Source organism: Streptomyces aurantiaciflavus (genome assembly GCF_049808595.1).
GTDB lineage: Bacteria > Actinomycetota > Actinomycetes > Streptomycetales > Streptomycetaceae > Streptomyces.
Genome location: NZ_JBNCAQ010000044.1, coordinates 53,505 through 79,002, shown reverse-complemented (window position 1 = coordinate 79,002; position 25,498 = coordinate 53,505). Strand labels below are relative to the sequence as shown.

Annotated in this window: 22 protein-coding genes and 1 pseudogene; 10 read left to right on the top strand and 13 right to left on the bottom strand. The window is 70.7% G+C overall.

Annotated features, from left to right (window positions below; genetic code table 11):
- Together ACPT94_RS36910 and ACPT94_RS36905 are read left to right on the top strand one after the other, a co-directional pair.
- Positions 1–1,047 (top strand): 2-oxoacid:ferredoxin oxidoreductase subunit beta (locus tag ACPT94_RS36910; RefSeq protein WP_425247838.1); only part of this gene is annotated, 1,047 nt, incomplete at its 5' end.
- 176 nt (positions 1,048–1,223) lie between these two features.
- Entirely contained in the window at positions 1,224–1,730 is a 507-nt protein-coding gene (locus tag ACPT94_RS36905) for a DUF6174 domain-containing protein (RefSeq protein ID WP_425247837.1), read from the top strand.
- A gap of 97 nt (positions 1,731–1,827) precedes the next feature.
- Here ACPT94_RS36905 and ACPT94_RS36900 read toward each other — a convergent pair whose 3' ends face one another.
- The 3 genes from ACPT94_RS36900 to ACPT94_RS36890 all read right to left on the bottom strand — a co-directional run bounded on the left by ACPT94_RS36900 (position 1,828) and on the right by ACPT94_RS36890 (position 3,870).
- Positions 1,828–2,025, bottom strand: a complete 198-nt coding sequence (locus tag ACPT94_RS36900; protein WP_425247836.1) for a hypothetical protein — start codon at positions 2,023–2,025, stop codon at positions 1,828–1,830.
- A 630-nt stretch (positions 2,026–2,655) separates the two neighbouring features.
- Complete coding sequence (locus tag ACPT94_RS36895; protein WP_425247835.1) at positions 2,656–3,003, bottom strand: cyclophilin-like fold protein; 348 nt, start codon at positions 3,001–3,003, stop codon at positions 2,656–2,658.
- Between the two features lie 201 nt (positions 3,004–3,204).
- Positions 3,205–3,870: an SDR family NAD(P)-dependent oxidoreductase gene (locus tag ACPT94_RS36890; RefSeq protein WP_425247834.1), complete on the bottom strand. Its 666-nt coding sequence runs from the start codon at positions 3,868–3,870 to the stop codon at positions 3,205–3,207.
- Between the two features lie 251 nt (positions 3,871–4,121).
- On the opposite strand from ACPT94_RS36890, the gene ACPT94_RS36885 reads away from it, so the two are divergent.
- Positions 4,122–5,003: a helix-turn-helix domain-containing protein gene (locus tag ACPT94_RS36885; RefSeq protein WP_425247833.1), complete on the top strand. Its 882-nt coding sequence runs from the start codon at positions 4,122–4,124 to the stop codon at positions 5,001–5,003.
- A 104-nt stretch (positions 5,004–5,107) separates the two neighbouring features.
- Here the strand turns inward: ACPT94_RS36885 and ACPT94_RS36880 are convergent, their stop codons facing one another.
- The 3 genes from ACPT94_RS36880 to ACPT94_RS36870 form a co-directional block, all read right to left on the bottom strand.
- On the bottom strand, positions 5,108–6,712 hold the full coding sequence (locus ACPT94_RS36880; RefSeq protein ID WP_425247832.1) for an acyl-CoA synthetase: 1,605 nt from the start codon (positions 6,710–6,712) through the stop codon (positions 5,108–5,110).
- A 69-nt stretch (positions 6,713–6,781) separates the two neighbouring features.
- Positions 6,782–7,903: a DUF5938 domain-containing protein gene (locus tag ACPT94_RS36875; RefSeq protein ID WP_425247831.1), complete on the bottom strand. Its 1,122-nt coding sequence runs from the start codon at positions 7,901–7,903 to the stop codon at positions 6,782–6,784.
- A 43-nt stretch (positions 7,904–7,946) separates the two neighbouring features.
- The gene (locus ACPT94_RS36870) at positions 7,947–8,750 is read right to left on the bottom strand and encodes an SDR family NAD(P)-dependent oxidoreductase (protein WP_360347162.1); all 804 of its coding nucleotides are present in this window, start codon (positions 8,748–8,750) and stop codon (positions 7,947–7,949) included.
- Positions 8,751–8,952: 202 nt separating this feature from the next.
- Between ACPT94_RS36870 and ACPT94_RS36865 the strand changes: the two genes are divergently transcribed.
- Together ACPT94_RS36865 and ACPT94_RS36860 are read left to right on the top strand one after the other, a co-directional pair.
- Entirely contained in the window at positions 8,953–9,597 is a 645-nt protein-coding gene (locus ACPT94_RS36865; RefSeq protein ID WP_360347164.1) for a TetR/AcrR family transcriptional regulator, read from the top strand.
- Between the two features lie 112 nt (positions 9,598–9,709).
- Positions 9,710–10,192, top strand: coding sequence for a hypothetical protein (locus ACPT94_RS36860; protein WP_425247830.1), 483 nt, complete (start codon positions 9,710–9,712; stop codon positions 10,190–10,192).
- A 249-nt stretch (positions 10,193–10,441) separates the two neighbouring features.
- On the opposite strand, the gene ACPT94_RS36855 is transcribed toward ACPT94_RS36860, so the two are convergent.
- Positions 10,442–10,918, bottom strand: a complete 477-nt coding sequence (locus ACPT94_RS36855; RefSeq protein ID WP_360347168.1) for a hypothetical protein — start codon at positions 10,916–10,918, stop codon at positions 10,442–10,444.
- Positions 10,919–11,201: 283 nt separating this feature from the next.
- Here ACPT94_RS36855 and ACPT94_RS36850 point away from each other — a divergent pair, with 283 nt between their 5' ends.
- The 4 genes from ACPT94_RS36850 to ACPT94_RS36835 all read left to right on the top strand — a co-directional run bounded on the left by ACPT94_RS36850 (position 11,202) and on the right by ACPT94_RS36835 (position 16,361).
- Complete coding sequence (locus tag ACPT94_RS36850; RefSeq protein WP_425247829.1) at positions 11,202–11,852, top strand: (2Fe-2S)-binding protein; 651 nt, start codon at positions 11,202–11,204, stop codon at positions 11,850–11,852.
- 12 nt (positions 11,853–11,864) lie between these two features.
- Entirely contained in the window at positions 11,865–12,845 is a 981-nt protein-coding gene (locus tag ACPT94_RS36845; RefSeq protein WP_360347172.1) for an FAD binding domain-containing protein, read from the top strand.
- Complete coding sequence (locus ACPT94_RS36840) at positions 12,842–15,037, top strand: xanthine dehydrogenase family protein molybdopterin-binding subunit (RefSeq protein WP_425247828.1); 2,196 nt, start codon at positions 12,842–12,844, stop codon at positions 15,035–15,037. The genes ACPT94_RS36845 and ACPT94_RS36840 overlap by 4 nt, the downstream gene beginning before the upstream one ends.
- Before the next feature lie 205 nt (positions 15,038–15,242).
- Positions 15,243–16,361: an XdhC family protein gene (locus ACPT94_RS36835; protein ID WP_425247827.1), complete on the top strand. Its 1,119-nt coding sequence runs from the start codon at positions 15,243–15,245 to the stop codon at positions 16,359–16,361.
- A 94-nt stretch (positions 16,362–16,455) separates the two neighbouring features.
- Here ACPT94_RS36835 and ACPT94_RS36830 read toward each other — a convergent pair whose 3' ends face one another.
- Together ACPT94_RS36830 and ACPT94_RS36825 are read right to left on the bottom strand one after the other, a co-directional pair.
- Positions 16,456–17,982 (bottom strand): glycoside hydrolase family 43 protein, encoded by a 1,527-nt coding sequence (locus tag ACPT94_RS36830; protein ID WP_425247826.1) that lies wholly within the window; start codon positions 17,980–17,982, stop codon positions 16,456–16,458.
- A gap of 60 nt (positions 17,983–18,042) precedes the next feature.
- Positions 18,043–18,501 (bottom strand): hypothetical protein, encoded by a 459-nt coding sequence (locus tag ACPT94_RS36825; RefSeq protein WP_425247840.1) that lies wholly within the window; start codon positions 18,499–18,501, stop codon positions 18,043–18,045.
- A 102-nt stretch (positions 18,502–18,603) separates the two neighbouring features.
- On the opposite strand from ACPT94_RS36825, the pseudogene ACPT94_RS36820 reads away from it, so the two are divergent.
- Positions 18,604–18,867 (top strand): annotated as a pseudogene (locus ACPT94_RS36820) (carbohydrate ABC transporter permease); the annotation flags it as partial.
- 58 nt (positions 18,868–18,925) lie between these two features.
- Here ACPT94_RS36820 and ACPT94_RS36815 read toward each other — a convergent pair.
- The 4 genes from ACPT94_RS36815 to ACPT94_RS36800 form a co-directional block, all read right to left on the bottom strand.
- Positions 18,926–21,961: an alpha-L-rhamnosidase gene (locus tag ACPT94_RS36815; protein ID WP_425247839.1), complete on the bottom strand. Its 3,036-nt coding sequence runs from the start codon at positions 21,959–21,961 to the stop codon at positions 18,926–18,928.
- 172 nt (positions 21,962–22,133) lie between these two features.
- Positions 22,134–23,399 carry an ABC transporter substrate-binding protein gene (locus ACPT94_RS36810; RefSeq protein ID WP_425247825.1) on the bottom strand — a complete coding sequence of 422 codons (1,266 nt, stop codon included), beginning with the start codon at positions 23,397–23,399 and terminating at the stop codon, positions 22,134–22,136.
- Positions 23,400–23,430: 31 nt separating this feature from the next.
- Entirely contained in the window at positions 23,431–24,252 is an 822-nt protein-coding gene (locus ACPT94_RS36805) for a carbohydrate ABC transporter permease (protein WP_360347183.1), read from the bottom strand.
- The gene (locus tag ACPT94_RS36800) at positions 24,249–25,196 is read right to left on the bottom strand and encodes a carbohydrate ABC transporter permease (protein WP_425247824.1); all 948 of its coding nucleotides are present in this window, start codon (positions 25,194–25,196) and stop codon (positions 24,249–24,251) included. Before ACPT94_RS36800 ends, ACPT94_RS36805 begins: the two co-directional genes overlap by 4 nt.
- Positions 25,197–25,498 lie beyond the last annotated feature (302 nt).

Genomic DNA, 25,498 nt, shown 5'->3' with positions numbered 1-25,498 from the left:
GTCCCCAAGGCCGAGGCCAGGCAGTCCATGAAGGACTTCAAGTCCGACCAGGAAGTGCGCTGGTGCCCCGGCTGCGGCGACTACGCGATCCTGGCGGCCGTCCAGGGCTTCATGCCCGAGCTCGGACTGGCCAGGGAGAACATCGTCTTCGTCTCCGGCATCGGCTGCTCCTCCCGCTTCCCGTACTACATGAACACCTACGGCATGCACTCCATCCACGGCCGCGCCCCCGCCATCGCCACCGGCCTGGCCGCCTCCCGGCGCGACCTGAGCGTGTGGGTCGTCACCGGCGACGGCGACGCCCTCTCCATCGGCGGCAACCACCTGATCCACGCCCTGCGCCGCAACGTCAACCTCAAGATCCTGCTCTTCAACAACCGCATCTACGGCCTCACCAAGGGCCAGTACTCCCCCACCTCCGAAGTCGGCAAGATCACCAAGTCCACACCGATGGGCTCCCTGGACGCCCCCTTCAACCCGGTGTCACTGGCCCTCGGCGCCGAAGCCTCCTTCGTCGCCCGCACCATCGACTCCGACCGCAAACACCTCACCGAGGTACTGCGCCAGGCCGCCGCCCACCCCGGCACGGCACTCATCGAGATCTACCAGAACTGCAACATCTTCAACGACGGCGCCTTCGACGCCCTCAAGGACAAGCAGTCCGCCCAGGAAGCCGTGATCCGCCTGGAACACGGACAACCGATCCGCTTCGGCAGCGACCTCACCAAGGGCGTGGTACGCGACCGCACGACCGGCGACCTCAAGGCCGTCACCGTCACCCCCGACAACGAAGCCGACATCCTGGTCCACGACGCGCACTGCGCCTCCCCCACCACCGCCTTCGCCCTCTCCCGCCTCGCCGACCCCGACACCCTGCACAACACCCCCATCGGCGTCTTCCGAGCCGTCCAGCGACCGGTCTACGACACACAGATGGCCGACCAGCTGGACACCGCGACCGAACAACACGGCAAGGGCGACCTCGCCGCCCTCCTCGCCGGCGGAGACACCTGGACGGTCGCTCCACCGGCGAACGAGAACCCGTGAGCCACACCGACGGAGTGCGGTGGCTGCCGGTCGGGGACCGGGGAGCGACGTCCCCGAGCTGACCCTGACCGCCGTCGCCCTGGGACGGTACCGCCCGGGGCGGCGGTCGGCAGGCTGTCGTGAACGTTCCGGAGCCGGCCGGCGTCACAGGGGTAGTCGACTCCGAGGAAGCCGCCATGACTGCCGTACGTTCCCAGCCCCGTTCCGTGACCGCGGCTGCGGCCGTGCTGATCGGAGCCCTGCTGTGCGCAACCGCCGCCTGTGGCTCCACGGCGCCACCGGAATCCGCAGAGCGGAGTGGGCCAAGGACCGCCTGGCGGGAACCGGCCTCCTACACCTACACCCTGACCTCGACCACGCAGGTCCTGGCGGGCACCTTCCGGGTGAAGGTCCAGGACGGCGGGGTGGCGGAGGCGGTCGGGCTCGACGAGGACAGTCGACGGCAGGTACGGGAGCTGCCCGGCGAAGTGCCCACGATCGGCGAGCTCCTGAGAAGGCTGGAACAGGCCCGAAGCGACGACGCGGACACGGCGGAGGCGGAGTACGCGTCCGACGGGCACCCCCTGCGGATCTCCCTGGACTGGGAGAAGAACGCCATCGACGACGAGGCCCTGTACGTCATCAGCGCCTACGAACCGGCCGCCGGACAGGGCGTGTCCAGCGCGCCGGCGCTGCCGTCATGACCGTCTGAGGCAGGAGACGCACGCCCCTCGTCCTCAGCGGCGAGAACCACTGGGGACCCGGATCTTCTGATCCGGGTCCCCAGTCGACGAACGTGTCTCACAGAGCGTGCGTGTGGACGCTCGCTCCCGACGCAAGGCCCTCGGTGGAAGCGACGGCCACGAGGTCGGCGCAGATGTCCGCGACGGGCGTCTCGAGGGAGAGACCGCCGGAGCCGCCGGCCGCGAGGCCGCCGGAGACGTTGTCCAGGTCGGCGTCGGAGATCTCGGCTGTCTCCACCCGGGGGGCAAGGTTCATTTGCTCGCGGTTCCCTTCGAATAGGTACTTCGTAAAGGCAGAGTTCGCCCGATTCCCGAAAACGGCTGATCCCTGCCGGCGACTTGCGCCGCGCGCAGGATCAAAGCACGCCGGCAAAGGGGGCGGCCAGCCGCTCGAGGCTCGAACGGGACGCGGTACGAAAGCCGACTTCACCGGTGTGACCGCGCGGTGACCGAACACGCCGACTCCTTCACACGGCCTTCCGCCGCGCTGCACGCACCACCGTTGCGTCAATGCGCAAGACGGACACCTCGCGCCGCGACGGTCGTCATCCGGTTCACTGGTGACTGGTGTTCAGGTCTCGTCAAGCCTGTCCGTGACCTGTCCGTGAACGGTGTGCAGGTTTACCGGATCTTCGGCACCCGGCCATGGGGAAGCCAGTTCCGTCGGCCTGCGGGAGGCGTCTGTGGAAAGCCGGGCCCGGTGGGGTCTACTCAGGACGCCGGTCGCGCGTCACGCGTGCGGTTGCCGCCCGCACCGCCTCTTACTCCCACCGGTTCGGCCCGTGGGCCTCGGGCGCCCCGGCGGCGCCGTGGAAGCGACAACCAGAGCATCGCACGCCCGATCGTTGTCGACCAGGGCCTTCGGGCCGGTGAGCGGCGGGCCGGGTCAGGAGACCGTTTCGACGGTGACCTGCTCCGCGGTGGCGAGCCGCTCGACGCCGTCATCGGTCACGCGGCCGAGGATGACCAGACCGGAGGAATGGGAAGAGCCGCGGTAGAAGAGGGCCAGGTTGCCCCAAGGCACGTAGTAGGCCAGGTCACCGGCCTTCGGTGCGGCTCCGTCCGGGGCGCCGGAGGTGTACAGCCGACGCGGCAGATCGGCGATCCTCTCCGTCTTGTGGAAGTCGCTCACCTTCAGCGTGAGCGGGAGAAGCGTGGCGAAGTCGCGGGCGGTGGCGCTGTCGTTCAGGGTGGCGGTGACGGGGTGGCCGTCGACGGTGAGGCGGATGTTCATGGCGGTTCTCCTGCCGGAAGTCCTGGTCGGTGACGGGGCTGACGACGTTTCCGGCGCTGAGGGCGCCGAGGTGACCGGGGGTGTGGAGGGCGACGACGGCGACTCTTGCGTGCACGCCGTCACAGCCATCAGGGCGGCGGCGGGCACCACGCGGGCGAGAGCGGCGGACAGGGTGGCCGGGTTCATGGGACGTCCAGGGGCTCAGTCGGGCAGGGGCTCGGCGTAGTGGCGGAAGCCGTCCCGCTCGGTGTGGATGCCGTACAGGCGCTCGGCCAGGACCTCGGGGCTGCTGTGCTCGGCGTCGGGCCGGATGGCTCCCGGGACGATCAGCTGCGCGACGTGGATGTTCTCCGGGGCGAGTGCGTCGTGGAGCATGCGGGCGTAGGCGCTTTCGCCGGCGAAGGCGATCGAGGTGCCGGCCCGGTCCGGGTGCGGTCGTACGGCGCTGCCGCCGTTGACGAAGAGCACGGTGCCGCGGCCGAGGTCGCGCATGCCGGGCAGGACGGCGTTCACGGCCGTGACGGGGCCCTTGACGGAGAAGGCGAGGGGGTCGTCGAGGTCGTCGGCGCCGGTGTCCAGGACCGGCTTCATGAAGTCGGCTCGGGGCGCGGGGCTGTACTGGAGGATCTCGACGGGCCCCAGTGAGACCCCGGCCGCGTGCAGGGCCGCGGTCAGGGACTCGATGTCGAGGACGTCGGCGGCGAAGCCACGGACCTCGATGTCGTCGCGGGCCAGCTCGGCCGTCAGGTCGTCCAGGTGCTGGGCGTTGCGGGCGATGAGGGCGACGGCGTGGCCGGCGGCTCCGAAGCGCCGGGCGGTGGCGGGCCCGAGGCCTGTGCCGGCGCCGATGAGGGCGAAGGTGGTCACGGTGAGTCCTTGTACGGGGTGGGGCCGTGCGTCCGTCCAGGCCGGGCAGCGTGAACGCCCGGTCCGGACGAGCGGCACGGCCGGCGGTCAGGGCTTCAGGAGTGAACGACGTGCTTCGCTCCGGGCTGCTCGACCTCAAGGCTCACACGTGGACGCGGGCCCGAAAAGCGGAGAAACGCTCCCGGGAGGAAAACATCCTGGGAGGAAACTCTCCCCCCTTCCCGGAGTGCGATCGGTGCCATGCTGGGACCATGACCGGCAATGTCCCCCTCAATGAGCTGGGAGAATTCCTCAAGAAGCGCCGTGCGAAGCTGAGCCCGCGCACGGTCGGGCTGCCGGAGAGCGGCGGGCCCCGCCGGGTCGCCGGACTGCGCCGTGAGGAGGTCGCCCAGCTCGCCTCCATCAGCACCGACTACTACACCCGGCTCGAACAGGGGCGTATGCAGGCGTCCGCTCCCGTGCTGGACACCCTTGCCCGTGTGCTCCACCTGGATGAGGACGAGCGGGGCTATCTCTTCCAGCTCGCGGGCAGGACCACGGTCCGCACGCGGCGCCGCGGCAGGCAGCAGGTTCAGCCCCAGCTTCAGCGCGTCCTGGACGACCTCACCGCCACCCCGGCGATCGTGCAGGGCCGACGCGGGGACATCCTGGCGTGGAACGCGCTGGCCGCCGCGCTGGTCACCGACTTCGCCCGCATCCCGGAGAAGCACCGCAACTACCCGCGGATCATCTTCACGGATCCGGCGATGCGCAGCCTGTACGCCGACTGGGAGACCTCGGCGCAGATCGCCGTGGCGCAGGTTCGGATGGAGGCCGCGAAGTATCCCGAAGACCCGCGTCTGATCGAGCTGGTCGGTGAACTGTCCACGCGCGACGAGCAGTTCGCCAAGTGGTGGGGCGACCACCGTGTCGCGGCCCGCACCGTGGGGACGAAGACCCTCAACCACCCGGTCGTCGGAGAGCTCGTCCTGGACTGGGACACCCTCACCGCCAACACCGATCCGGACCAGCACCTGACCGTCTGGACCGCCGCCCCCGGCTCCCCCACCCACGAGCGGCTGCGCATCCTCGCCTCCTGGGCCGCCGACCGGAACCTGCCGGCGTCCTCCTCCCTCAGCGACTCCGGCACATGACGGCCGGCGATCCGGTCGCCAGGGATCACGACCAGCGTGCCGAGCACCGCCGTCGCGGCGCGGCCGGCCACCCCCACGAGGGTCACCAGGAGGGACGCGCGGTGTCAGCCGTGCGCGTCGTCCGCGTTCCCGAGCAGTCGTGATCTGACCTCGTTCTTGAGGACCTTGCCGACCTTGGAGCGGGGGAGGTCGGGCCATACCTCGACCTGCCGGGGAGCCTTGACGCTCCCCAGCCGGGCCTTGACGAAGTCGCGGATGCCGGGGTCGGTGACGCTGGTCGCGCTCGTTCCGGCGTGGAGTTGGACGACCGCGGTCACGCGTTCGCCCCACTTGTCGTCCGGCAGCCCGACGACCGCGCAGTCCTGGACGGCGGGGTGCTCCATCACCGCCTGTTCGACTTCTGCGGAGTAGACGTTGAATCCGCCGCTGATGATCATGTCCTTGGCGCGGTCCACGATGAACAGGTAGTTGTCGGCGTCGAGATAGCCGATGTCCCCGGTGTGGTGCCATCCGTGCCGGGACGCCTCCTCGGTGGCCGACGGGTTCTTGTAGTAGCCCGCCATCACCAGTGAGCCGCGCACCACGATCTCGCCGCGTTCGCCGGGCGGCAACAGCCGCCCGTCGCCGTCCATGATGGCGACGCCGACCAGCGGAGACGGCCGTCCCGCGGAGGCGAAGCGTTCGACGGCGAGTGAGCCGTCGGGACGGAAGTGGTCCTCCGGCGCCATGGTCGAGATCATCATGGGCGCCTCGGACTGGCCGAAGAGCTGTGCCATGACCGGGCCGATCCGCTCGACGGCCTCCTGCAGCCGGGCCGCCGACATGGGGGCCGCGCCGTACCAGAGGCAGCGCAGGGACGTCAGGTCCGTGCTGCCGAGACGGGCGTGGCCGAGGAGCATGTAGATCAGGGTCGGCGGCAGGAAGGTGTGCGTGACCCGGTGCCGTTCGACCAGCGAGAGAAACTCGGTGAGGTCGGGCGTGGGCATGATGACGATCTCGCCGCCGAGCGTCATGACGGGGAAGCAGAGCACCCCGGCGGCGTGGGTCAGCGGGGCGAGCGCCAGGTAGAGCGGGCGGTCGCCGGGCGGACCGAACGGGTAACTCATCAGCGTCAGCGCCGTCATGGTCTCGATGTTCCGGCCGGTCAGCATCACGCCCTTGGGCCGGCCCGTGGTGCCACCCGTGCCGACGAGCATGACGGTGTCGTCGACGCGTGCGAAGGGGTCGAGGGGTGTGAGGGGCGCGGGGGGTTCCGTCTGTTCAGGGGCGCCGGGCCCGCCGTCCAGCCACGGCCCCAGCGGGGTCGCGAAGGACGGGGAGCCGTCTAGGCAGACCAGCGTGGTCAGCTTCGGCAGGTCGGGCAGGATCTTCGCGACCAGGGGGGCGTACGCCTCCTGGAAGATCAGGCAGACGCAGTCGAAGAGATCCAGCAACTCGCGGTTCTCGGCGGCCTCGTTGCGCGGGTTGACGGGGCACCACACCGCGCCCGCCCGGGAGATGCCGAACACGCAGGAGAAGGCGGTGGGGTCGTTGGCGGACAGCACCGCCACCTTGTCCCCGGGCCGTACGCCTGACCGGTCCAACGCCCGGGCCACCCGCCAGGACAGTTCCTGGACCTCGCCGTAGGTGAGGGTGTGTCCCCCCGTGGTGAGGCAGGGCGCGCCGGGGCCCAGGGACGCGCCCTTGTCGAGATAGTCGGTCAGACGCACGACGTCATCCTCGTTTCTCCGGGCTTCACCTGATTCCTTCAGGTTGCTCCGGGTTTCCGGGTCCAGGGATCAGCGGTGGACGGTGAGGACCGGGTCGAGCACGAGGCCGAAGGCCTTGAGCGCGCCGAGCAGTTCGCGGTGACCGAACGCCTGGCAGGCCGAGGCGAGGCCGACACGCCGGGGCGGCTGCTGGATCAGGCAGTACGCGGCGTACGCCTGGAGCAGTCCGGTCTGCTTGTAGTTGCTGTTGCCGTGGATCACGCAGTGGGCACGCCCCAGCGGGCCCGAGGCGTGCACGGAGTCCACGGACGTGTTGATGCGCGGGTTCTCCCGGGGCGGCATGCCGGCCTGCACCGAGGCGGCCACCTCGGCGAGCGCGGCGTCCTGCTGGTCGGCGGGAAGGGTCTTGATCTGCGTCTCGACCATCTTGACCGTCTCCACCACGCCCTGCATGACGGCGCGGTCCATGACCCCGCCGAGGACCTTGCAGGTCGCCACCCTGGGGTCGTTCCTGAACCACACGGGATGCACGGTGCCGCCCCACGGCAGGGCGAGTGCCGTCTCGTGCTGTCCGGGGACGGCGACCTCGACGGCGGTGAGCGGGTCCCACCTGCGGTACTGGTTCTCCTCCAGGTAGTGCCAGTCGGCCTTGAGGATGGTGAAGATCGTCTGGGTCGACGCGTAGGTGGGGAAGCCCTTCCACAGCACCAGCACGTCGAGGGTGTCCAGGCCGGGGGTCTCCAGGCAGATGTTGGCCGCGATCTCACCGGTGGTGTACATCTGCGCGACACCGGGGGACAGCAGCAGGCCCTTCTCGGCGTACGCGTCGCCCCACCGCGCCTGGGCGTCGAGGACCCAGTCCTGCTCGCCCGTCGTGTCGAGATAGTGGCAGCCGGCGGCGAGGGCGGCCTCCACGACCTCCGGCCCGTACTTGATGAACGGGCCGACCATGTTGCTCACCACGTCGGCGCCGCGGAAGAGCTCGGTGAGCGGGCCGACCGCGTGCTCGACCTCGACCACCTCGTGGTCCACGGTGTCGATCCCGGGGACCTTGTCCAGGACTTCCTGGATGCGGGCCTTGTCGCGTCCGGCGGCGATGAAGGGGACGTTGTACTCGCGGAGGTACTCGCAGACCAGGCGGCCGGTGTAGCCGGAGGCCCCGTAGACGACGACGGGCTTGCGGTTGCTCATGATCGATCGGCCTTTCGTAGGTGGAGGTGTCGGCGGAAGCCCGTCACATGCCCATGCCGCCGTCGACGGGCAGGCCCGCCCCGGTGATGAAGCGGGCGCCGTCGGAGGCGAGGAAGACCACGGCGTCGGCCATGTCGGCGACCTCGCCGAGCCGGCCGAGCGGGGTCAGCCCGATCACGCTGCCGACCGCCGCCTCGGCGCTGGGGAAGAGCCCGAGGGTCTCCATGTCCGCGGCCAGCCGGGCGCCCATCTCGGTCGGCACCAGGCCGGGGTACACACAGTTCACGCGCACGCCGTAGCCGAGCTTGCCCGACTCCAGCGCGGCCACCCGGGTCAGCCGGTCCACCGCCGACTTCGTGGCGGAATAGCCCGCGATGCCGGGGAAGGCGATGGTCGCCGCGACCGACGCGATGTTGACGACCGCACCGCCGCCGCCCGCCCGGCCGCCGGGGCGCATCGCCCGGAACGCGTGCTTGACGCCGAGTGCCGTCCCGAGGACGTTCACCTCGAGCATCCTGCGGACATCGGCCGGGTCGAGGTCCACGACCAGACCGGAGATCTCCACCCCGGCGTTGTTGACGACGATGTCCAGGCCGCCGAGTTCGTCGATCGTCTGCGAGACCGCCGATTCCCAGCTCGCGTCCTCGGTCACGTCGAGGGAGACGAAGCCGGCGGTCGCGCCGGACTCCCTCAGCGAGTCGGCGGTCGCCTTCCCCGACTCCTCCTGGATGTCGCCGATGACGACGGCGGCACCGGCGCGCGCCAGCGCCTCGGCCATCCCCGCGCCCAGTCCTCGGGCCCCGCCCGTCACCAGCGCCTTTCGCCCGGTCAGGTCGTACACGCTCATGGAACCTCTCCTCGTCGAGATGGCTGAGTGGCGTCAGCGTCGACGATTTCTTGACAGTCGTCAAGACTTCTTTGGACGCCCGTCAAGTTTTTGCTGGACGCTTGTCAAGGATTTCGCTGGGTGATCCTCCCCGGCCGCGATAGCCTGGTGCCGGAGCCCGCACGGGGCGGGACCTGGCGGAAAGGCTGACGGGAACACAGCTGTGACCCAGACCGTGCGCAAGGACGGCAAGAACGCGGACCGGATCTCCCGGCGGCAGGTCGACAAGTTCGCCGAGCGACGGGCCCAGCTGGCCGCGTCCGCGCTGCAGACCCTGTCCGAGCTGGGCTACGCCCGGACGAGCCTGCGCGAGATCGCGCAGAACTCCGAGTTCTCCCACGGCGTGCTGCACTACTACTTCCGCGACAAGGTCGAGCTGATCACCTACTGCGTGCGGCAGTACAAGGCGGAGTGCGTCACCCGCTACGACCAGATCGTCGTCACCGCCGACTCGGCCGAGGAGCTCAGGCGGCGCTTCGCCGAGGCGATGGCCGCCACCCTGCGCGAGGACGCGCCGATGCACCGGCTCTGGTACGACCTGCGCAACCAGGGGCTGTTCGAGGAGTCGTTCCGGGACGACGTCCTCGAGATCGACCAGAGCCTCGAGCGCATGATCTGGCGCATCGTCAGTCATTTCGCCGAGTTGGCCGGCTCGCCTCCGGCCGTGTCGCCTTCCGTGGCGTACGCGTTCTTCGACGGGCTGTTCCAACAGGCGCTGCTCAGGCAGCTGACCGGTCGCGACAGCGCGGCCGCCGACCTGCGGACGAACGTGGAACAACTCCTGGACCAGCTGGTCTCCCCTGCCTGAGCGGACAGGATCAGGTACGGACCCTCGTCCCGGCCTCCTGGAGTGCCTACGCTCTGAGGAACGGCTGTGCCGTCGCCAGTGCTCCTCGGGCTCGCGGATGAGGTGACCGGTAGTGGAAGATCGATCAGGCAGCAGTGGGCCGAACCAGGACGAGATCGCGGAGCTGCGGGCCCGGGCTGACGCCGGGGACCGCAACGCGGCAGGCCGGTTGGGGGAGCTGCTGGCCCGGCACGGCGACCGGGAAGGCGCTCTGCGGGTGTGGGCCCGCGCCTATGGCGACAGATCGCCCACGACGAAGCGGTTGGCCGAACTGATGGCCGAACAGGGCGATCTGGCAGGCGCGGTGAATGTGTGGGTGTTCTCCGACGCGGTGTGGCAGAACCCGGCCGGCTTCCACGAGGAGTACCTGGACACGCTGGATCCCCTCGATCGTGCGGACGAGGACGATCCCGAGGACTGGGCCTTCATGGAGAGAGAGCAGTTGGCCAACCTGCTGGCCGATCGGGGTGACGAGGCTTCGCTCGCGGAGTTGCGGGCCCTCGCCGAAGCGGGCGATGCGGTCGCGGCGAAACGGCTGCGTCAACTGGACACCTGATGCGGTGATGCGCGCGGGCCGTCAGCGGTGGTCTTCCCCGCGCCCCTCCCAAGCCGTGATCCACCTCGGCGGCGGCGTGAGCCGGCGCCGCCCGCCGGGCCGGCACGCCGGATCACCACCGCACCGCTGCGGACCACCTGGGTGGACTGGTACAGCAGGTGACCGGAGCCGGCGAACGAGGACGTCGCAACTCCGCGGCGCGGTGACCGGCACAGGTCCCGAGAGGTCCCGGAGGCCTCGGTCGGGTGGTCAGAGGCCGGGAGGTGGATCGTTCACCAGCGCGGTGACGGTCTCGTGGAACTCCTCGAGAACACCGAGGAATCCGGTCCTGCCCCACAGGGCCGAACCCAGGACGGCGACGCCCACGGCCGTCATGTGCACGGCCCCCGGAAGGTCCCGGCCCGACAACGCGCGCATCGCCGGCTGGTCTCCGCGGGCCCAGGCCCGCGTCGCCTCGGCGACGGCGAACTCGTAGTGGGGCGGGGCCGCCGCGGCGACTTCGTCGGCGTGCCGAACCAGGGAGTCGAGCTCCCACCGCCTGCCGGTCAGCTCCATGATGCTGATGGTGGAGCGCAACAGACCGCTCAGGACGGCGTACACCTCTGTCCAGCCGCCCGCGTCCAGACCGGCCAGCGCCTCTCGAACTGCGAGGGCGTCGTGGTCCGTGTAACCCCGGAGAACGTCCATCGCGCGTTCGTGGGAGGTTCTGTGCGCCGCGTCGCTCATGCGGCTCACGCTATTGCCGCCAGGACGGGCGGGAATCGGTCTCCTGGCGCAACCCGCCTCGGCAGAAAGCACTAGGACCCCGGCGGGTCCGGGCGCACGAGTCGGAGAAGAGCAACGGGGGAGAGAACTCTCCCTCCCACGGACCGGGCCGGCGGTGCCAGACTGCCCGCGTGACCAGCCGCCGCTGTCAGAGCGCGTGGCCTTCCAGGTCCCTGGCCACGATCCCGCCTCAGGCCCGTGCCGCTGGGTACGGCCGATCCGTCCGTGATGCGAAGGCGTACCTATGTCCCCTGAACTCCGTGAGTCCGACGTTCCGCCCCTCACCGGAGCCGGTGACCCTTCCATGGCGCCCACCCGGCGTGCCTTCATCGCCACCACCACGGCGGCCGGCGGTGCCGTCGTGGCGGGTGGCGTGATCGGAGGGTCCCTGCCGGCCGGCTCGGAGGAGGCGGCTGCCGCCGAGGCGGCGCCGGCCGGCCGTGTGTCCCTGACCGTCAACGGCACCCGGCGGACGGTGACGGTCGACAACCGCACCTCGCTGCTGGACCTCCTGCGCGAGCACCTCGGTCTCACCGGCTCCAAGAAGGGCTGCAACGCCGGAGCGTGCGGCGCGTGCACCGTCCTGGTCGACGGGCAGCGGGTGAACTCCTGCCTGACGCTCGCCGTGCGCCTCGAAGGCGCCGAGGTCACCACTGTCGAAGGGCTGGCCGACAGCGACCGGCTGCACCCGCTGCAGCAGGCGTTCATCGACGAGGACGCCTTCCAGTGCGGCTACTGCACCCCGGGTCAGATCCTGTCCGGCGTCGGCTGCATCCAGGAGGGCCACACCGGCTCACCGGAGGAGATCCGGGAGTGGATGAGCGGCAACATCTGCCGCTGCGGCTGCTACGTGAAGATCGTGCGCGCGGTCGAGCAGACCGCGCGCCGGAAGTGAGGTGCGGCCGCCATGTACCCCTTCTCCTACACCCGCGTCTCCGACACCCGCGAGGCCCTCGACGCCGGTCGCCGGGGCGGCCGTTACATCGCCGGCGGGACCACCCTCGTCGACCTGATGCGGGAGACCGTCGAACGCCCCGGCACCCTGGTCGACATCGCCGGCCTGCCGCTGCGCGACGTCACCGTCACCGAGCGCGGCGGGCTGCGCATCGGCGCGCTGGTGCGAATGGCGGAGGCCGCCGCCCACCCGAAGGTGCGCACCCTGTACCCGGTCGTCTCGCAGGCGCTGGAGCTGAGTGCTTCGGCCCAGTTGCGCAACATGGCCACCATCGGCGGGAACGTCATGCAGCGCACCCGCTGCACGTACTTCCGGGACGTCACCGCCGACTGCAACAAGCGTGAGCCCGGCTCGGGTTGTGCCGCGCTGCACGGCTTCAACCGCTCTCACGCGATCCTCGGCACCTCCGACGCCTGTGTGGCCACCCACCCCTCGGATGTCGCCGTGGCCTTCGCGGCCCTGGAGGCGAGCGTGCGCCTGCTGGGGCCGGACGGGGAGCGCCGGGTCCCCTTCGCCGGCTTCCTCCTCGAGCCCGGCAGCACCCCGAACCGCGAACACGCCATCGGACAGGGTGAGTTGATCACGGCCGTGGAGATACCCGCCCTCCCCCGACCGCTGAAGTCCGGCTATCTGAAGGTGCGCGACCGGCAGTCCTACGAGTTCGCCCTGACCTCGGCGGCCGTGGCGCTGCAGGTGCGCGGCGGGGTGATCCGCGAGGCGAGGGTCGCCGCCGGAGGAGTGGGCACCGTGCCGTGGAAGCTGCCCACGGTCGAGCGGCACCTCGTCGGAGAACGTCCCTCGGACGCCCTGTGGGCAGCGGCCGCGGAGAAGGCAGCGGACGGGGCACGCCCGCTGGAGCACAACCGCTTCAAGGTCGAGCTGCTCAAGCGGACCGTCGAACGCCAGCTGCGCATCGTAGGAGGTACCAAGTGAGCCCCCAGCCGCAGGCAGCCGTGGGCGCGCCGCTGTCCCGGGTGGACGGCCGGCTGAAGGTGACGGGCAAGGCGCTGTACGCCGCCGAGCACGAGGTCGACGGGGTCGTGCACGCGGTCGTCGTCGACGCCGGCATCGGCAAGGGCCGTATCACCTCCCTCCACACCCGCGCCGCCGAAGCCCTGCCGGGCGTGCTGCGGGTGATCAGTCACCGCAACGCGCCGAAGCTGCCGTACCGCGACAACGCCGGGTCCAACAACCCGCCCGGCCGACGGCTGCGTGTCTTCCAGGACGACCAGGTGCGCTTCCACGGCCAGCCGGTCGCCGTCGTGGTCGCCACCACCCTGGAGGCCGCGCAGCACGGAGCGAGCCTGGTGAGGGTGGGCTACGACGCCGAGCGGCCCTCGACCGACCTCACCGCGGCCGAGCCGGGCGAGCCGACCACCTACGCGCGCGGCGACGCGGACGCCGCCCTGCGCTCGGCGGCCGTACGGCTGGACCTGACGTACCGCACCGCCCGCAACCACCACAACCCGATGGAACCCCACGCCACCATCGCCCGCTGGGACGGCGACAGACTCACCGTGTGGGACAAGACCCAGTGGGTGGTGGGCACCCAGACCGAACTCGCCGCGGTGTTCGGCCTGGAGACGGACGCGGTGCGGGTCATCTCGCCGTTCGTCGGCGGCGGCTTCGGCACCGCGCTGCGCTGCTGGCCGCACGTCGTCGTCGCCGCGCTCGCCGCCCGCGAGACGAAACGTCCCGTCAAGCTGGTGCTGAGCCGCAAGCAGATGTACCTCGGGACGGGCTTCCGGCCCTCGTACGCGTACCGGCTGCGCCTCGGCAGCGACCGGCGCGGCCGCCTGACCGCGGCGGTCCACGAGATGGCCGCCGAGACCTCGACATACGAGCAGTTCACCGAGGCCGTCATGGCGGCCGGCCAGATGCTCTACAGCATGCCCCACGTCCGCCAGGCGTACCGGCTGGTGCCGCTGGACCTGCCCACGCCGCTGTACATGCGCGGCCCGGGCTTCCAGACGGCCTCCTTCGTCATCGAGTCGGCCATGGACGAGCTCGCCCACGAGCTCGGCATCGACCCGATCGAGCTGCGACGGCGCAACGAACCCGACGAGGACGAGTCGAACGGACTGCCGTTCTCCACCCGCCGGCTGCGCGAGTGCTACACCGTCGGCGCCCGCGAGTTCGGCTGGCACCGCCGCAGTCCCGAGCCCCGCTCGACGCGTGACGGCGACTGGCTGATCGGTAGGGGCATGGCCGCCGGCGTGTACGACACCGCACGCTTCCCCGCCCAGGCCCGCGCCCGCCTGGACGCCGACGGCACCGCCCTGGTGGAGGCCGCCGCCACGGACATGGGACCGGGCACCTACACCTCCCAGACCCAGGTCGCCGCCGACGCCCTCGGGCTGGCCATGCGCACGGTCACCTTCCGGCTCGGTGACTCCCTCTACCCGCCGACCCCTCCGCACGGCGGCTCGATGACCATGGCCAGCGTCGGCTCCGCCGTCCTCGACGCCTGCAACCAGGTCCGGCGGCAGGCGATCAAGCTGGCGATCGAGGACCGCGATTCACCGCTGTACGGCGTGCGGGCCGACGCTGTCGTGGTCCGGGGCGGCCGACTGCACGTGCAGGGCAACCCGGCCCGCGGTGAGACGTACCAGCGGCTGTTGGCCCGCAACGACCGCACCCACCTCGAAGCGGACGGCTCCTTCGCGCCGCCGTCGGGGCCCGAGCGGCACTCCTTCTACGGCTACAACGCGACCTTCGCCGAGGTGGCCGTGGACGCGACGCTCGGCCTGGTGCGGGTGCGGCGCGTGCTCGGCGTGTACGACGCGGGCCGCATCGTCAGCCCCAAGCTCGCCGACAGCCAGGCCCTCGGTGGCATCGTGGGCGGCATCGGCACGGCGCTGCTGGAACACACGGTCACCGACCACCGCGACGGCCGGATCGTCAACGCCAACCTCGCCGACTACCTCGTCCCCGTCAACGCCGACATCCCCGACCTCAAGGCGATCTATCTGGACGGCGAGGACCGCGAGGCCGACCCGCTCGGCGTCAAGGGCCTCGGCGAGCTCGTGGTGATAGGCGTGGCGCCCGCCATCGCCAACGCGGTCTTCAACGCCACCGGCCGCAGGATCCGCGAACTGCCCATCACCGCCGAGGCGTTGCTCTGAGCCGAGTGTCCCGGGCACGGCAGGAAGCGGCATCCGTCCGGGGCGCTCCTTCCTCGTCCGGCTGGGGGTCCCCCCACGCCTTTAAGGCAGTGGGGGAGGTCCCCCCGTCCGGCTGCCGGACCTTCCGGGGCCGCCGCCGCGTACTGACGCTCCCCCGCGGCGCGGCGGCGGCCCGCCCCGACCACACCCCCACGAAGGACCGTTCATGCTGAACATCGCGGACGCACTGCACCTCTGGTGTCGCGACGCACGTCCCTTCGCTCTCGCCACCGTCGTCGACGTCACCGGCAGCGCACCCCTGCCGGTCGGGACGTCGGTCGCGGTGGACGCCGACGGCAACGCGGTCGGCAGCATCTCCGGCGGCTGCGTCGAGGGCGCGGTCTACGAGCTGTGCCGGCAGGCGCTCCGCGACCGCGGTGCCCCGCAGCGCGCCTGGTTCGGCTACTCCGACGACGACGCCTTCGCCGTCGGCCTGACCTGTGGCGGCGAACTCGACGTCCTCGTCCAGCGCGTCGAACCCGCGGACCGGCCGCACCTCGCCGCCGCCCTCGCGGACGTGGCCGACGGCAGACCCACCGCCGTGGCCCAGGTCGTCGACGGCCCGGAAGAGCTGCTCGGCCGGATGCTGCACGTCGACGCGGCCGGAGACATCCGGCACGGCACACTGACCGGCACGGTGCGGCGGGAAGTGGGCGCACAGGCGCGGGGGCCGCTGCGGGCAGGCCGCACGGCCCGGGTGGAGGTCGGCGGGGACTCCGCCACCTGCCCGGAGCGGCTGTCCGTCGTGGTCCACGTCCATGCGTCCCGCCCGCGCATGCTGATCTTCGGCGCGGTCGACTTCGCCGCGGCGCTGAGCCAGGCGGGCCGCTTCCTCGGCTACCGGGTCACCGTCTGCGACGCCCGGCCCGCCTTCGCCACCCGCGCCTGCTTCCCGCACGCCGACGACGTCGTCGTCGACTGGCCCCACCGCTACCTGGAGCGCGCCGAGGTGGACGCCCGCACCGCCGTCTGCGTCCTCACCCACGACGCCAAGTTCGACATCCCCCTGCTGCGGGTGGCCCTGACGCTGCCCGTCGGCTACATCGGCGCGATGGGCTCCCGGCGCACCCACGACGAACGTCTGCGCCTGCTGAGCGAGGCGGGCGTGACCGAGGAACAGCTGGCCCGGCTGCGCTCCCCGATCGGCCTCGACCTCGGCGCCCACACGCCCGAGGAGACGGCCGTCTCCATCACCGCGGAGATCGTCGCCGCCGCCGGCCAGGGCACCGGCCTGCCTCTGTCCGGCCTGTCCGGCCCGATCCACCGGGACCGGGTGCTCGTATAGACCCGGGCTGCGGCCGAGCGGGCGCCGAGCCCGGCCGCAGCCCTAGGCGTATTGATCACGAGCGTTGTCAACGCGGGCGGAGGCGGGTCACACCTCAGTCGTCGAGCGGCTCATGGTCGAACCAGTCGAAGTGGACGGTTCCGGCCGAGGCGTACACGCCGATCACCCGGCCGGTGAACCCGCCGGCGACCTCGGTGGACAGATACCGGCCGTCGAGCGAGGCGAGCTCGACGAACGTGCCCTCCGCGTCCTCCACACCGAGCGAGACGGTGTCCGGTCCCTGACGTGCGTCGGTGATCCTCCCGGTGGCGGCCATCTCGATTCTCAGCACCACCGGGCCGGCGGCCGTCTCGTGGGAGGCCACCACCGACCGCAGCGGGCCGATGCGGGCGAGGACCCGCACCTCGCCCTGCGTCGCCTCGATCTCGTAGTGGTGCTGCTCGTCGAGACGGACGGCCAGGCCCCCGCGCCCTTCGGCCGGGTCGGCCAGGACACGCGTACGGCAGGACACATGCTGCTGGCGACGGCCGAGGAAGGTGACCTCGGGGTCGTCGAGCGACTCCCCGCGGGCCCGCAGGCTCAGCCAGCCGGCCCGCTCCTTGGTGGTGTGGTTCTGCGCCGGCCGGGAGCGCGGCGAGATCCAGCCGTGGGCGAGTTCGCTGAGGTCGAAGTCGTCCCGGACCGGCACGACGGCGGGCTCCTGAAGCGGCCACGGGGGTGCGGCCATGACGGGTGACACCTCGCCGACGACCGGCCAGTCGTCGACCCAGGTCACCGGGGCCAGGAACGTCTCCCGGCCGAGTACGTGCCAGCCCGGTGTGCCGCCGTGCGGCCGGACTCCGAGGAACACCATCCACCACGAGCCGTCCGGCCCCTGCACCAGGTCCCCGTGACCGGTGTTCTGGATGGGGTGGTCGGTGCCGCGGTGGGTCAGGATCGGGTTGGCCGGGCACGGCTCGAACGGCCCGTTGGGGGTGCGGCCACGGGCGATCGAGACCCCGTGGCACCGCTCGGTGCCGCCCTCGGCGATCAGCAGGTACCAGTAGTCGCCGATCCGGTACAGGTGCGGCGCCTCGGGGGCCTTGGCGCCAGGAGTGCCCGACCACAGGCGCCGCGGCTCGCCGAACGTCTCCCCGGTGTGGGGATCGAGGCGGACCTGGCTGACTCCCGCGACGGTGCACCAGCAGGTGCCGTCGTCGTCCCAGGCGAGGTCCGGGTCGATGCCGCGCACGCCGGGCAGCCGGATCGGATCGGACCAGGGGCCGGCCGGGTCGGCGGCCGTGAACAGGAGGTTGCCGTCACCGCTGACGTTGGTGACGATCAGCCAGAAGCGGCCGTCGTGGTGGCGCAGCGTGGGTGCGTAGAGCCCGCCGGACGAGGTGGTGTCGGGTGGCAGGCGCAGTTGACTCGGCCGGTCGAGGGCGTTGCCGATCTGCGTCCAGTGCACCAGATCCCGGCTGTGGAAGATCGGTACGCCGGGGAAGTACTCGAAGCTGGAGCAGGCGAGGTAGTAGTCCTCCCCCGCCCGGCAGATGCTCGGGTCGGGGTGGAACCCCGGGATCACAGGGTTGCTGATGGTGTTGCCCCTCTCGGGCGCGCTCGACACATCGAGTCCTTTCATGGGGTTGACCACACGATGCCGATGCCGGTCGCGGGGTCGCAAGCGGTCGTCGGCCGGCTCTCAGCCGGCGCGGCGCAGTTGCACGACCGCGATCGAGTAGGCCGGCACGGTCTGGCGGGTTGCGCTGCCCGTCGTCGCGGAGCCGATCGACGTGGCGTTCTTCAGGTAGGAGTACACCGTCGGGGCGGCCGAGGACGGGGTGAACCCGCTGTAGGACAGGGTGACCGTGGCGGCGTTGGCGGGGTCCTTGTTGATGAGCATGACGCTCACGTCGCCGTTCGCCCGCCGCACGGCGTGCGCGGAGACCAGCTGCGTCGAGCCGGTGGCCCGGACCAGCGTGTCGCCCGGTGCGCCCAGCTTGGTGATCATCCTCGTGCCGTGGTACGGCGGGAACCTGAACCGCAACACCCTGCAGTGGCGGGACCCCGAGCTGTTCGCCCAGATCAGGTCGAGCTGGACCACCCGGTCCGGCACCGCCTCCAGCGACCTGGTGTTCCTTCCCAAGTCGGGCGCCGTCACGAGCCGGACCCTCACCCTCAACCCGAACGGCTCGAAGACCCCACCGTGCGCACATCCGTGGTGGTCAGCCTGGGCATCGCCGTCGTGGGCACGGCCATCTCGATGGCCGTGTCCGTGCTGTGCGCCTACGGGCTGTCCCGCGCCCGCTCGTACGGGCACCGGCCGACCCTGACCCTGCTGGTCGTCACCATGTTCGTCAGTGGTGGCCTGATCCCCACGTTCCTCGTGGTCACCGGCCTGGGCGGCTACGGGCAGTACTGGGCGCTGATCCTGCCCGGCGCGGTGTCGGTCTTCAACATCCTGATACTGCGGTCCTTCTACTCCAGCACGTCGGCGGAGCTCATCGACGCCGCCCGGATGGACAGGGCCGGCGACTGGCGGATCCTGTGGTCGGTGGTGCTGCCCACGTCCCGTGCGGAACGAGTCAGCGGAGCCTGCTCGTCAGCCGGTACGAGCCGGACGGCAGCCGGTAGGACGCCACACCGTCCGTGTGTCCGAGGAACCGCACGCCGTCCGCACGGGCCAGTGGAGACCGCCCCTCGCGGACGGAGTCGGCCGAGACGGCCGGAAGGCGCAGGGTGGCCTCGCTGTTCGCCGGCACCAGCGCGTCGTACGAGAGGGTCGTGCCTGCGTCTGCGACCGTCCACTCGCTCCTGATCTCGCCGTACGGTGACTCGTGCGAGCCCGCGACGTGCGTGATGCGCCCGGTGGGATCGATGTGCGGCTGCAGGAGGAAGTGCTTGAAGCCGGGGCTTTCCGGGTCGCGGGCGATACCGGCCATGTAGGCGTACATCCACTCCATGACGGCGCCGTAGGCGTAGTGGTTGAAGGAGTTCATGCTGACCGGGCCGAAGCCGGTTTCCCTGGAGTAGGAGTTCCAGCGCTCCCAGACCGTGGTGGCGCCGTTCTTCACCGAGTACAGCCAGGACGGCAGCGCGTCCTGGTGCAGCAGGGCGTACGCCAGGTCCGTGCGGCCCTCGTCGCTGAGGACGGGGGCGAGGACGTTGACGCCGAGGAAGCCCACCGACAGCGTGTTCTCGGCGTACCTGACCCGGCTGCTGTTCGGGTGCGCCGCCTTGTAGGCCGCGTCGTTGCCGATGTTGTCGGCGAGCAGCCCGACAAGGGTGCGGCGCTGGGCCTCGGTCTCGTAGAAGCCGAGTTTGAGGACCCACAGCAGGGCGGTCTGGCTGTTGTCCTCGGTCTTCTGGTTCGGGTCGGCGCCCGGTTCGATCGGGGACGCGTCCCCGAGGCTGGACCTCACCGTGACCGTGCCGCCCTCGGTGCTGAGGTACTTCCTCATGAACGCCTTCTTGATGTCGGCGAAGAGCTGCTCGTACGTCGCGGCCTGAGCCGGGCGGCCGACGGCTCGGGCCATCTGCGCCATGAGGTGGGCGACATGGCCGTAGTAGACGTCGCTCATGAGCTGGGCGCTGGTCTTCTGCGGTGCGAGCCAGTCGCCGGTGAGGGAGCCCTGCCCGGCGTGGGTGTCGCCGGTCTGCTGCCGGATCCAGTCGAGGTAGCGGGTCATGGCGGGCCAGTTGCTCTCGATGACGGCCGGGTCGCCGGTCATCTGCCACAGGGTCCACGGGAGGACGACCCCGCAGTCCGCCCAGCCGCTGCCGCCGCCGGGGAAGTTGTAGCGCCCGCCCGGAGCGACTCCGGTGAACTGGGCCTTGTCCATGCCGTAGACGGTCTGGGAGTCGGCGACGGTGTCCTGGAAGTGGCTCAGGAAAGGTCCGGCGTCCGCGTTGTACAGGCCCGTGGTGGCGAAGACCTGGGTGTCGCCGGTCCAGCCGAGGCGCTCGTCGCGCTGCGGGCAGTCGGTGGGCACCCAGAGGTAGTTGCCGCGCTGGCCCCAGCGGATGTTGCCGATCAGCCGGTTGGTGTCGGGGTCGTTCGTGGTGAGGGTGCCCGTGTCGTGGATCGCGGAGGTGGCGACCTTTCCGGTCAGGCCGGTGATGGTGACCGTGTCGGTCGCGGTGACGGACACGTAGCGGAAGCCGTAGAAGGTCAGGGAGTCCTGGTGGGTCTCCCGGTGGCGGTCCCCCTTGAGGATGTAGGTGCTGGTGGCCTTGGCGCTGCGGAGGTTGGCCCGGTACACCGACCCTTCGGGGCCGTCCGCTCCGGCGCTGCTGTCGTTGAGCATCTCGCCGAACCGGAAGGTGACGCGGGCTCCGGCCGGGCCGCGCAGGCTGTAGCGGGGTACGCCGACCATGTTCTGGCCCAGGTCGAAGACGGCCGTGTCGCCGACTCCGATGGTGACCGGGGCGGAGGCCGCCTGGTGCGGGTCGGTCACGCTCCGGTCGGGGTCCACGACGACACGGCCTCTGCCGTTCGGGCTCTCCTGCTGTCCCGTCACTCCGGTGGCGACGGTGATCGACTGGGGCCGGAGGTCCCAGCGGCTCATCAGCCGGGCGGTCTCGGCCGGATAGGCCAGGAGCCGGGCGTCGGGGTACCTGGTCTCGAAGGGGACGCGTTCGGTGTCCGCCCAGCCGGAGTCGTCGAAGCCGGACGACGTCCAGCCCGGCAGTTCCACGCGGGCGTCGTAGGTCTGGCCGTCGTAGATGTCGTCGGCCCGGTAGGGGCCGGTGTCGGTGGCCTTCCACGAGCCGTCCGGCCGGGTGACGACGGACTGGGTCGAGCCGTCGGCGTAGCGGATCAGCAGCTTGGCCTTGAGGGCGAGGGCGTTGCCGTTCTCGGCGTAGTAGGTGCTGCCGTCGGAGACACGGCCGTTGTACCAGCCGTTGCCGAGGACGGCGGCCAGGGTGACGTTCGGTTCCCGGGCCACGAGGTGCGTGACGTCGTAGGTGAGGTAGTTGACGCGGGTGTCGTAGTTCGTCCAGCCCGGGGGCAGCAGTTCGAGGGTGGTCGCGTCGTCCTGGGGGACGGTCACCCGGTGGCCGCTGACGTAGGCGTCGTAGACCCCGAGGGCGGAGACGTACAGCCGCGCCTCGCGGACCCGGCCCCCCAGCGGTGCCTCGGTGCGCAGCATCGGTGCGCCGGGTGAGTTGGGCTCCTTCCCCTTCATGCCGATCCACTGCGCGTCGTCCCAGCCGGTGACGCCGTCGGTGCTCATCAGGCCCGTCTCGAACCAGGCCACGGGGCCACTGCCGATCCGGTGGCCCGCGGTGTCCCAGACGGTGACGGTCCAGTAGTAGCGGGTCGAGGCCTTGAGGGGCTTGCCGCGGTAGCGGACGGCCACCGACTCGGAGGAGTGGACGCGCCCACTGCTCCAGACGTCCGCGCGGTCACCGGTCAGTCTGCCCGGTGAGCGGGCCACGAGGATCTCGTACGCGCCCTGGCTCCGCCCGCGTCCGGCGGGCCGCATCCGCCAGCCGAAGCGGGGCTGTGCGGCGTCCACACCGAGCGGGTCGGTGCGGTGTTCCACGGTCAGTCCGTACACTGCGCCGTCCTCCACGGGGCGAGTCGATGCGGCCTGCGCGGTCGCGCCGGCGCCCATGACGCCGGCCACCGCCGGCACCGCGCCCGCGGTCGCCGCGAGCACGGTTCGGCGGTGAGGTCCCGTCCGCCGTCCGCCGGCCTCGTCGCTCCCCCGGTTCTCGGGCTGCACGCCGTCCGCGTCGCGCACTTCACTGCTCACTGCGTCGTCCTTTCGGTGACCGGCGCCGCGCTCACGAACCGGCCTTGTAGTCGGTGTCCATTTCCTTGAGGACGTTCTGCGGCGTGGACTGCCCGCTGAAGATCTCCTGGAGGCCGCTGAGCATCGTCTGCTGGACCTTGGCGTTGGGCCAGAGCTGGTCCATGAACGGCACGGTGCGGTTCGCCCGGATGAACGTCGACAGTTCGGTGAGCGACGGGTCGACCGCGAAACCCGTGTCGGGGAGGGAGGGCAGGCCGCCCTGCTTCTTGACGAACAGGTTCATGCCCTGGGGCGACATCACGAAGTTCACGAACTTCAGGGCCAGTTGCGGGTTCTTCGCCTTGGCGTTGACGCCGTAGCCGGCGCCCGCCGCGGCCGGGACGACGGTCTGGGACGGGTCATCGGTCGCCGGCAGGGCCTTGAGCGTGAAGGTCCCCTGCGGGTTCTTCTGCTTGAGGAGGGCGATGACCCAGTTGCCCTGGACGATGCCGAGCGTCCTGCCGTCGGCGGCGAGTTGCTGGCTGGCCTCGTAGTTGGTGCCCAGGGGGTTCTTCTGGAAGCAGCCGGTCTTCTCCATCGTCAGGTACTTGTCCAGGGCGGTCCTCCACGGCGACTGCGCGAACGTGGCCTGTCCGGCCTGCATCTTCCGGTCGAAGTCGCGGTCCGGGCCGTAGACGGTGGTGGCGACCAGGGCGTACAGCACGAGTTGGGTCACCCAGTTGTCCTGGTTGCCCAGCGCGAACGCGGGGGTGCCCTTCGCCTTGGCGGCCCGGCAGAAGGCCAGCAGTTTCGTCCAGGTGTCCGGCGGGGTGAGTCCGGCCTTGGCCATGGCCTGCTGGTTGTAGACCGCGCCGATGCCGTTCTGCCCGAAGATCGCGGTGTACGTCTTCCCCTCGTACTGGGCGACGCTCTTGATCGCTTCGGGCAGCTCGGCGGCCCAGGGCTGGTCGGAGAGGTCACGCAGGTAGCCCGGCTTGGCCAGGACATAGGTGGCGCCGGGGTTTCCGTTGCCGGGCCACACCGACATCACGTCGGGTGCGGTGCCCGAGGAGAGCTGGGTGCGGATCTGCTGCTGGTACTGGTCGGCGCCGCTGGTGGTGTAGCGGACCTTGACGCCCGGGTTGGCCTTCTCGAACGCCTTGACGACGTCCTCGACGGAGCCCTGGTCGATCGAGGCCAGTGTCAGGGTCTTGGAACCGCCTCCGGAACCCCCGGCCTTGGTGCCGCCGCTGCACGCGGCCAGGAGGGCGGCGGCCGTTGTCGCGGCGGCCAGAGCGGTGAGTGTGCGTGTCTTCATGGTGTCTCCCTCGAGGAGAAGAAGGCGGGGGTCATCCCCGCAGCCCTCCGGCGAAGCCGTTGATGATGCTGCGTTGCAGGAGGAAGTAGACGAGCAGGACGGGCAGGATGCTGATCACCAGCGCCGCGAAGATGAGGTTCCAGTCGGTGACGTACTGGCCGACGAAGCCGGCGATCGCGACCGGCATGGTCTGCCGGGCGCTGCCGCTGAGGTACAGGAGCGGGGTGAAGAAGTCGTTCCACACGGCGACCGTGTTGAGCACGAGCGCCGTCACGGTGACGGGTTTGAGCATCGGCAGGACCACGTACCGGAAGCCCTGCAGCGGGGTGCATCCGTCGATCAGCGCCGCGTCCTCGAAGTCCCGGGGCAGGGCGCGCAGGAAGCCGACGTAGAGGAAGACGGTGAACGGCACCTGCAGGCCGGAGTAGAAGAGGACCAGTGCCCAGGGGGTGCCGAGCAGGCCCAGGTCGCGCATGGTCTGGTAGAGGGGCAGTGACGCGAGCTGGAAGGGCAGCACCAGTCCGAGGAGGACGAGCAGATAGGTGCCCCGCGACCAGCGGGCCGTGACGCGGGCCAGCGGATACGCCGCGAGGGAGGACACGGCCAGCACGAGCACGACGCTGCACGCCGTCACCAGCACGCTGTTGGCCAGGGCCCCGCCGAGCGCGCCTTGCTGCCAGGCGTGGGTGAAGTTGTCCAGGGTGGGCGAGCCGGTCGGGTGGATGGGGGACGAGGTGTCCGACGCCGGCCGTACGGCGAGGTTGACCAGGACGTACACCGGGAAGCCGACGACCAGGGCGACGGCGATCATCGCCAGTTCGAGCGCGAGGGTGCGGGGGCGGTAGCGGGTCACGACGCGGCCCTCTCGCTGCGGGACAGCACGAAGTACTGTCCGGTGGAGGCGACCGCGACGATGACCGTGAGGACCACCGCGAGGGCGATGCTGTAGCCGAACTCGCCGAGGGTGAAGGCGTCCTTGTAGATGAGGGTCGACAGGGTGTCGGTCGCGTGCCCGGGTCCGCCGCCGGTCAACGCGTACACCTGGTCGAAGAGTTTGAGCCCGCCGATGATCGACAGCATCAGGTTGACGGTGAAGGCCGGGGCCAGCAGCGGCCGGGTCACCGACCAGAAGCGCCGTACCGGACCGGCTCCGTCGAGCGCCGCCGCCTCGTGGATCTCCTGGGGCACCGACTGCAGTCCCGCCAGGAAGATGACCATCGAGTAGCCCGCGAACTGCCACACGATCACTCCGACGACCGCCCAGAGCGCCAGGCGCGGACTGCCCAGCCAGTCCTGCCGCCAGGCGTCGAGTCCCACGGCGCCGAGCAGGCTGTTGACCGCCCCGTCCGGACCGAGCAGGTTGCGCCACAGGTAGGCGGTCACGATCGGGGTGATCACGGCGGGGGCGAACAGGAACACCCTGAGGACGTTGCGGGACTTGATGGCCGAGTTGACGCCGAGGGCCAGCAGCAGCCCCACCGCGTTCTGGACGACCGTGATCGACACGGCGATCAGCAGCGTGTGCCAGATGGCCTGCACCGCGTCGGCGTCGCGGAACATGTCGGCGAAGTTGCCGAGGCCCACATGGGAGTAGTGGGGATCGAGGCCGTCCCAGTCGGTGAACGCGTAGTACACACCGCGGGCGCTCGGCACGAGGACGACGAAGGCGAACAGGAGCAGAGCCGGCGCCATGAACCACCAGGGAGGCGCGGTGCGCGCCCGGCGGGCAGGGGGGAGCGGGGCGGGGTCCGGAGGGTGGGCGCGATCCGGGAGTTGGGCGTTCGGGGCGAGGGTCACGGGCGGACCTGCTTCCTTGAAACGTTTCAAAGCGCGCCCGGTGGGGGCTGCGCCGACTCGATGGAGTGAGGCACCTGCCGACTTCTCGGGTTGTGGGGGCGGGGACGAGACCGGGAGACGCTCCCCGGTTCGGCCCGATGGGTAACGTTTCCCATCGGGTGGTGCCAGACCCTAGAGAGCCCTCCCCATGTCGTCAAGATGCGGGGCACGCTGCACGATTGTTACGGCGATGCGCCCGGCCACCGGACCGGACCGTGGGGTGATCGCTCTTACCCGGCGCGGGTTTCCTCCGTACACTTTCG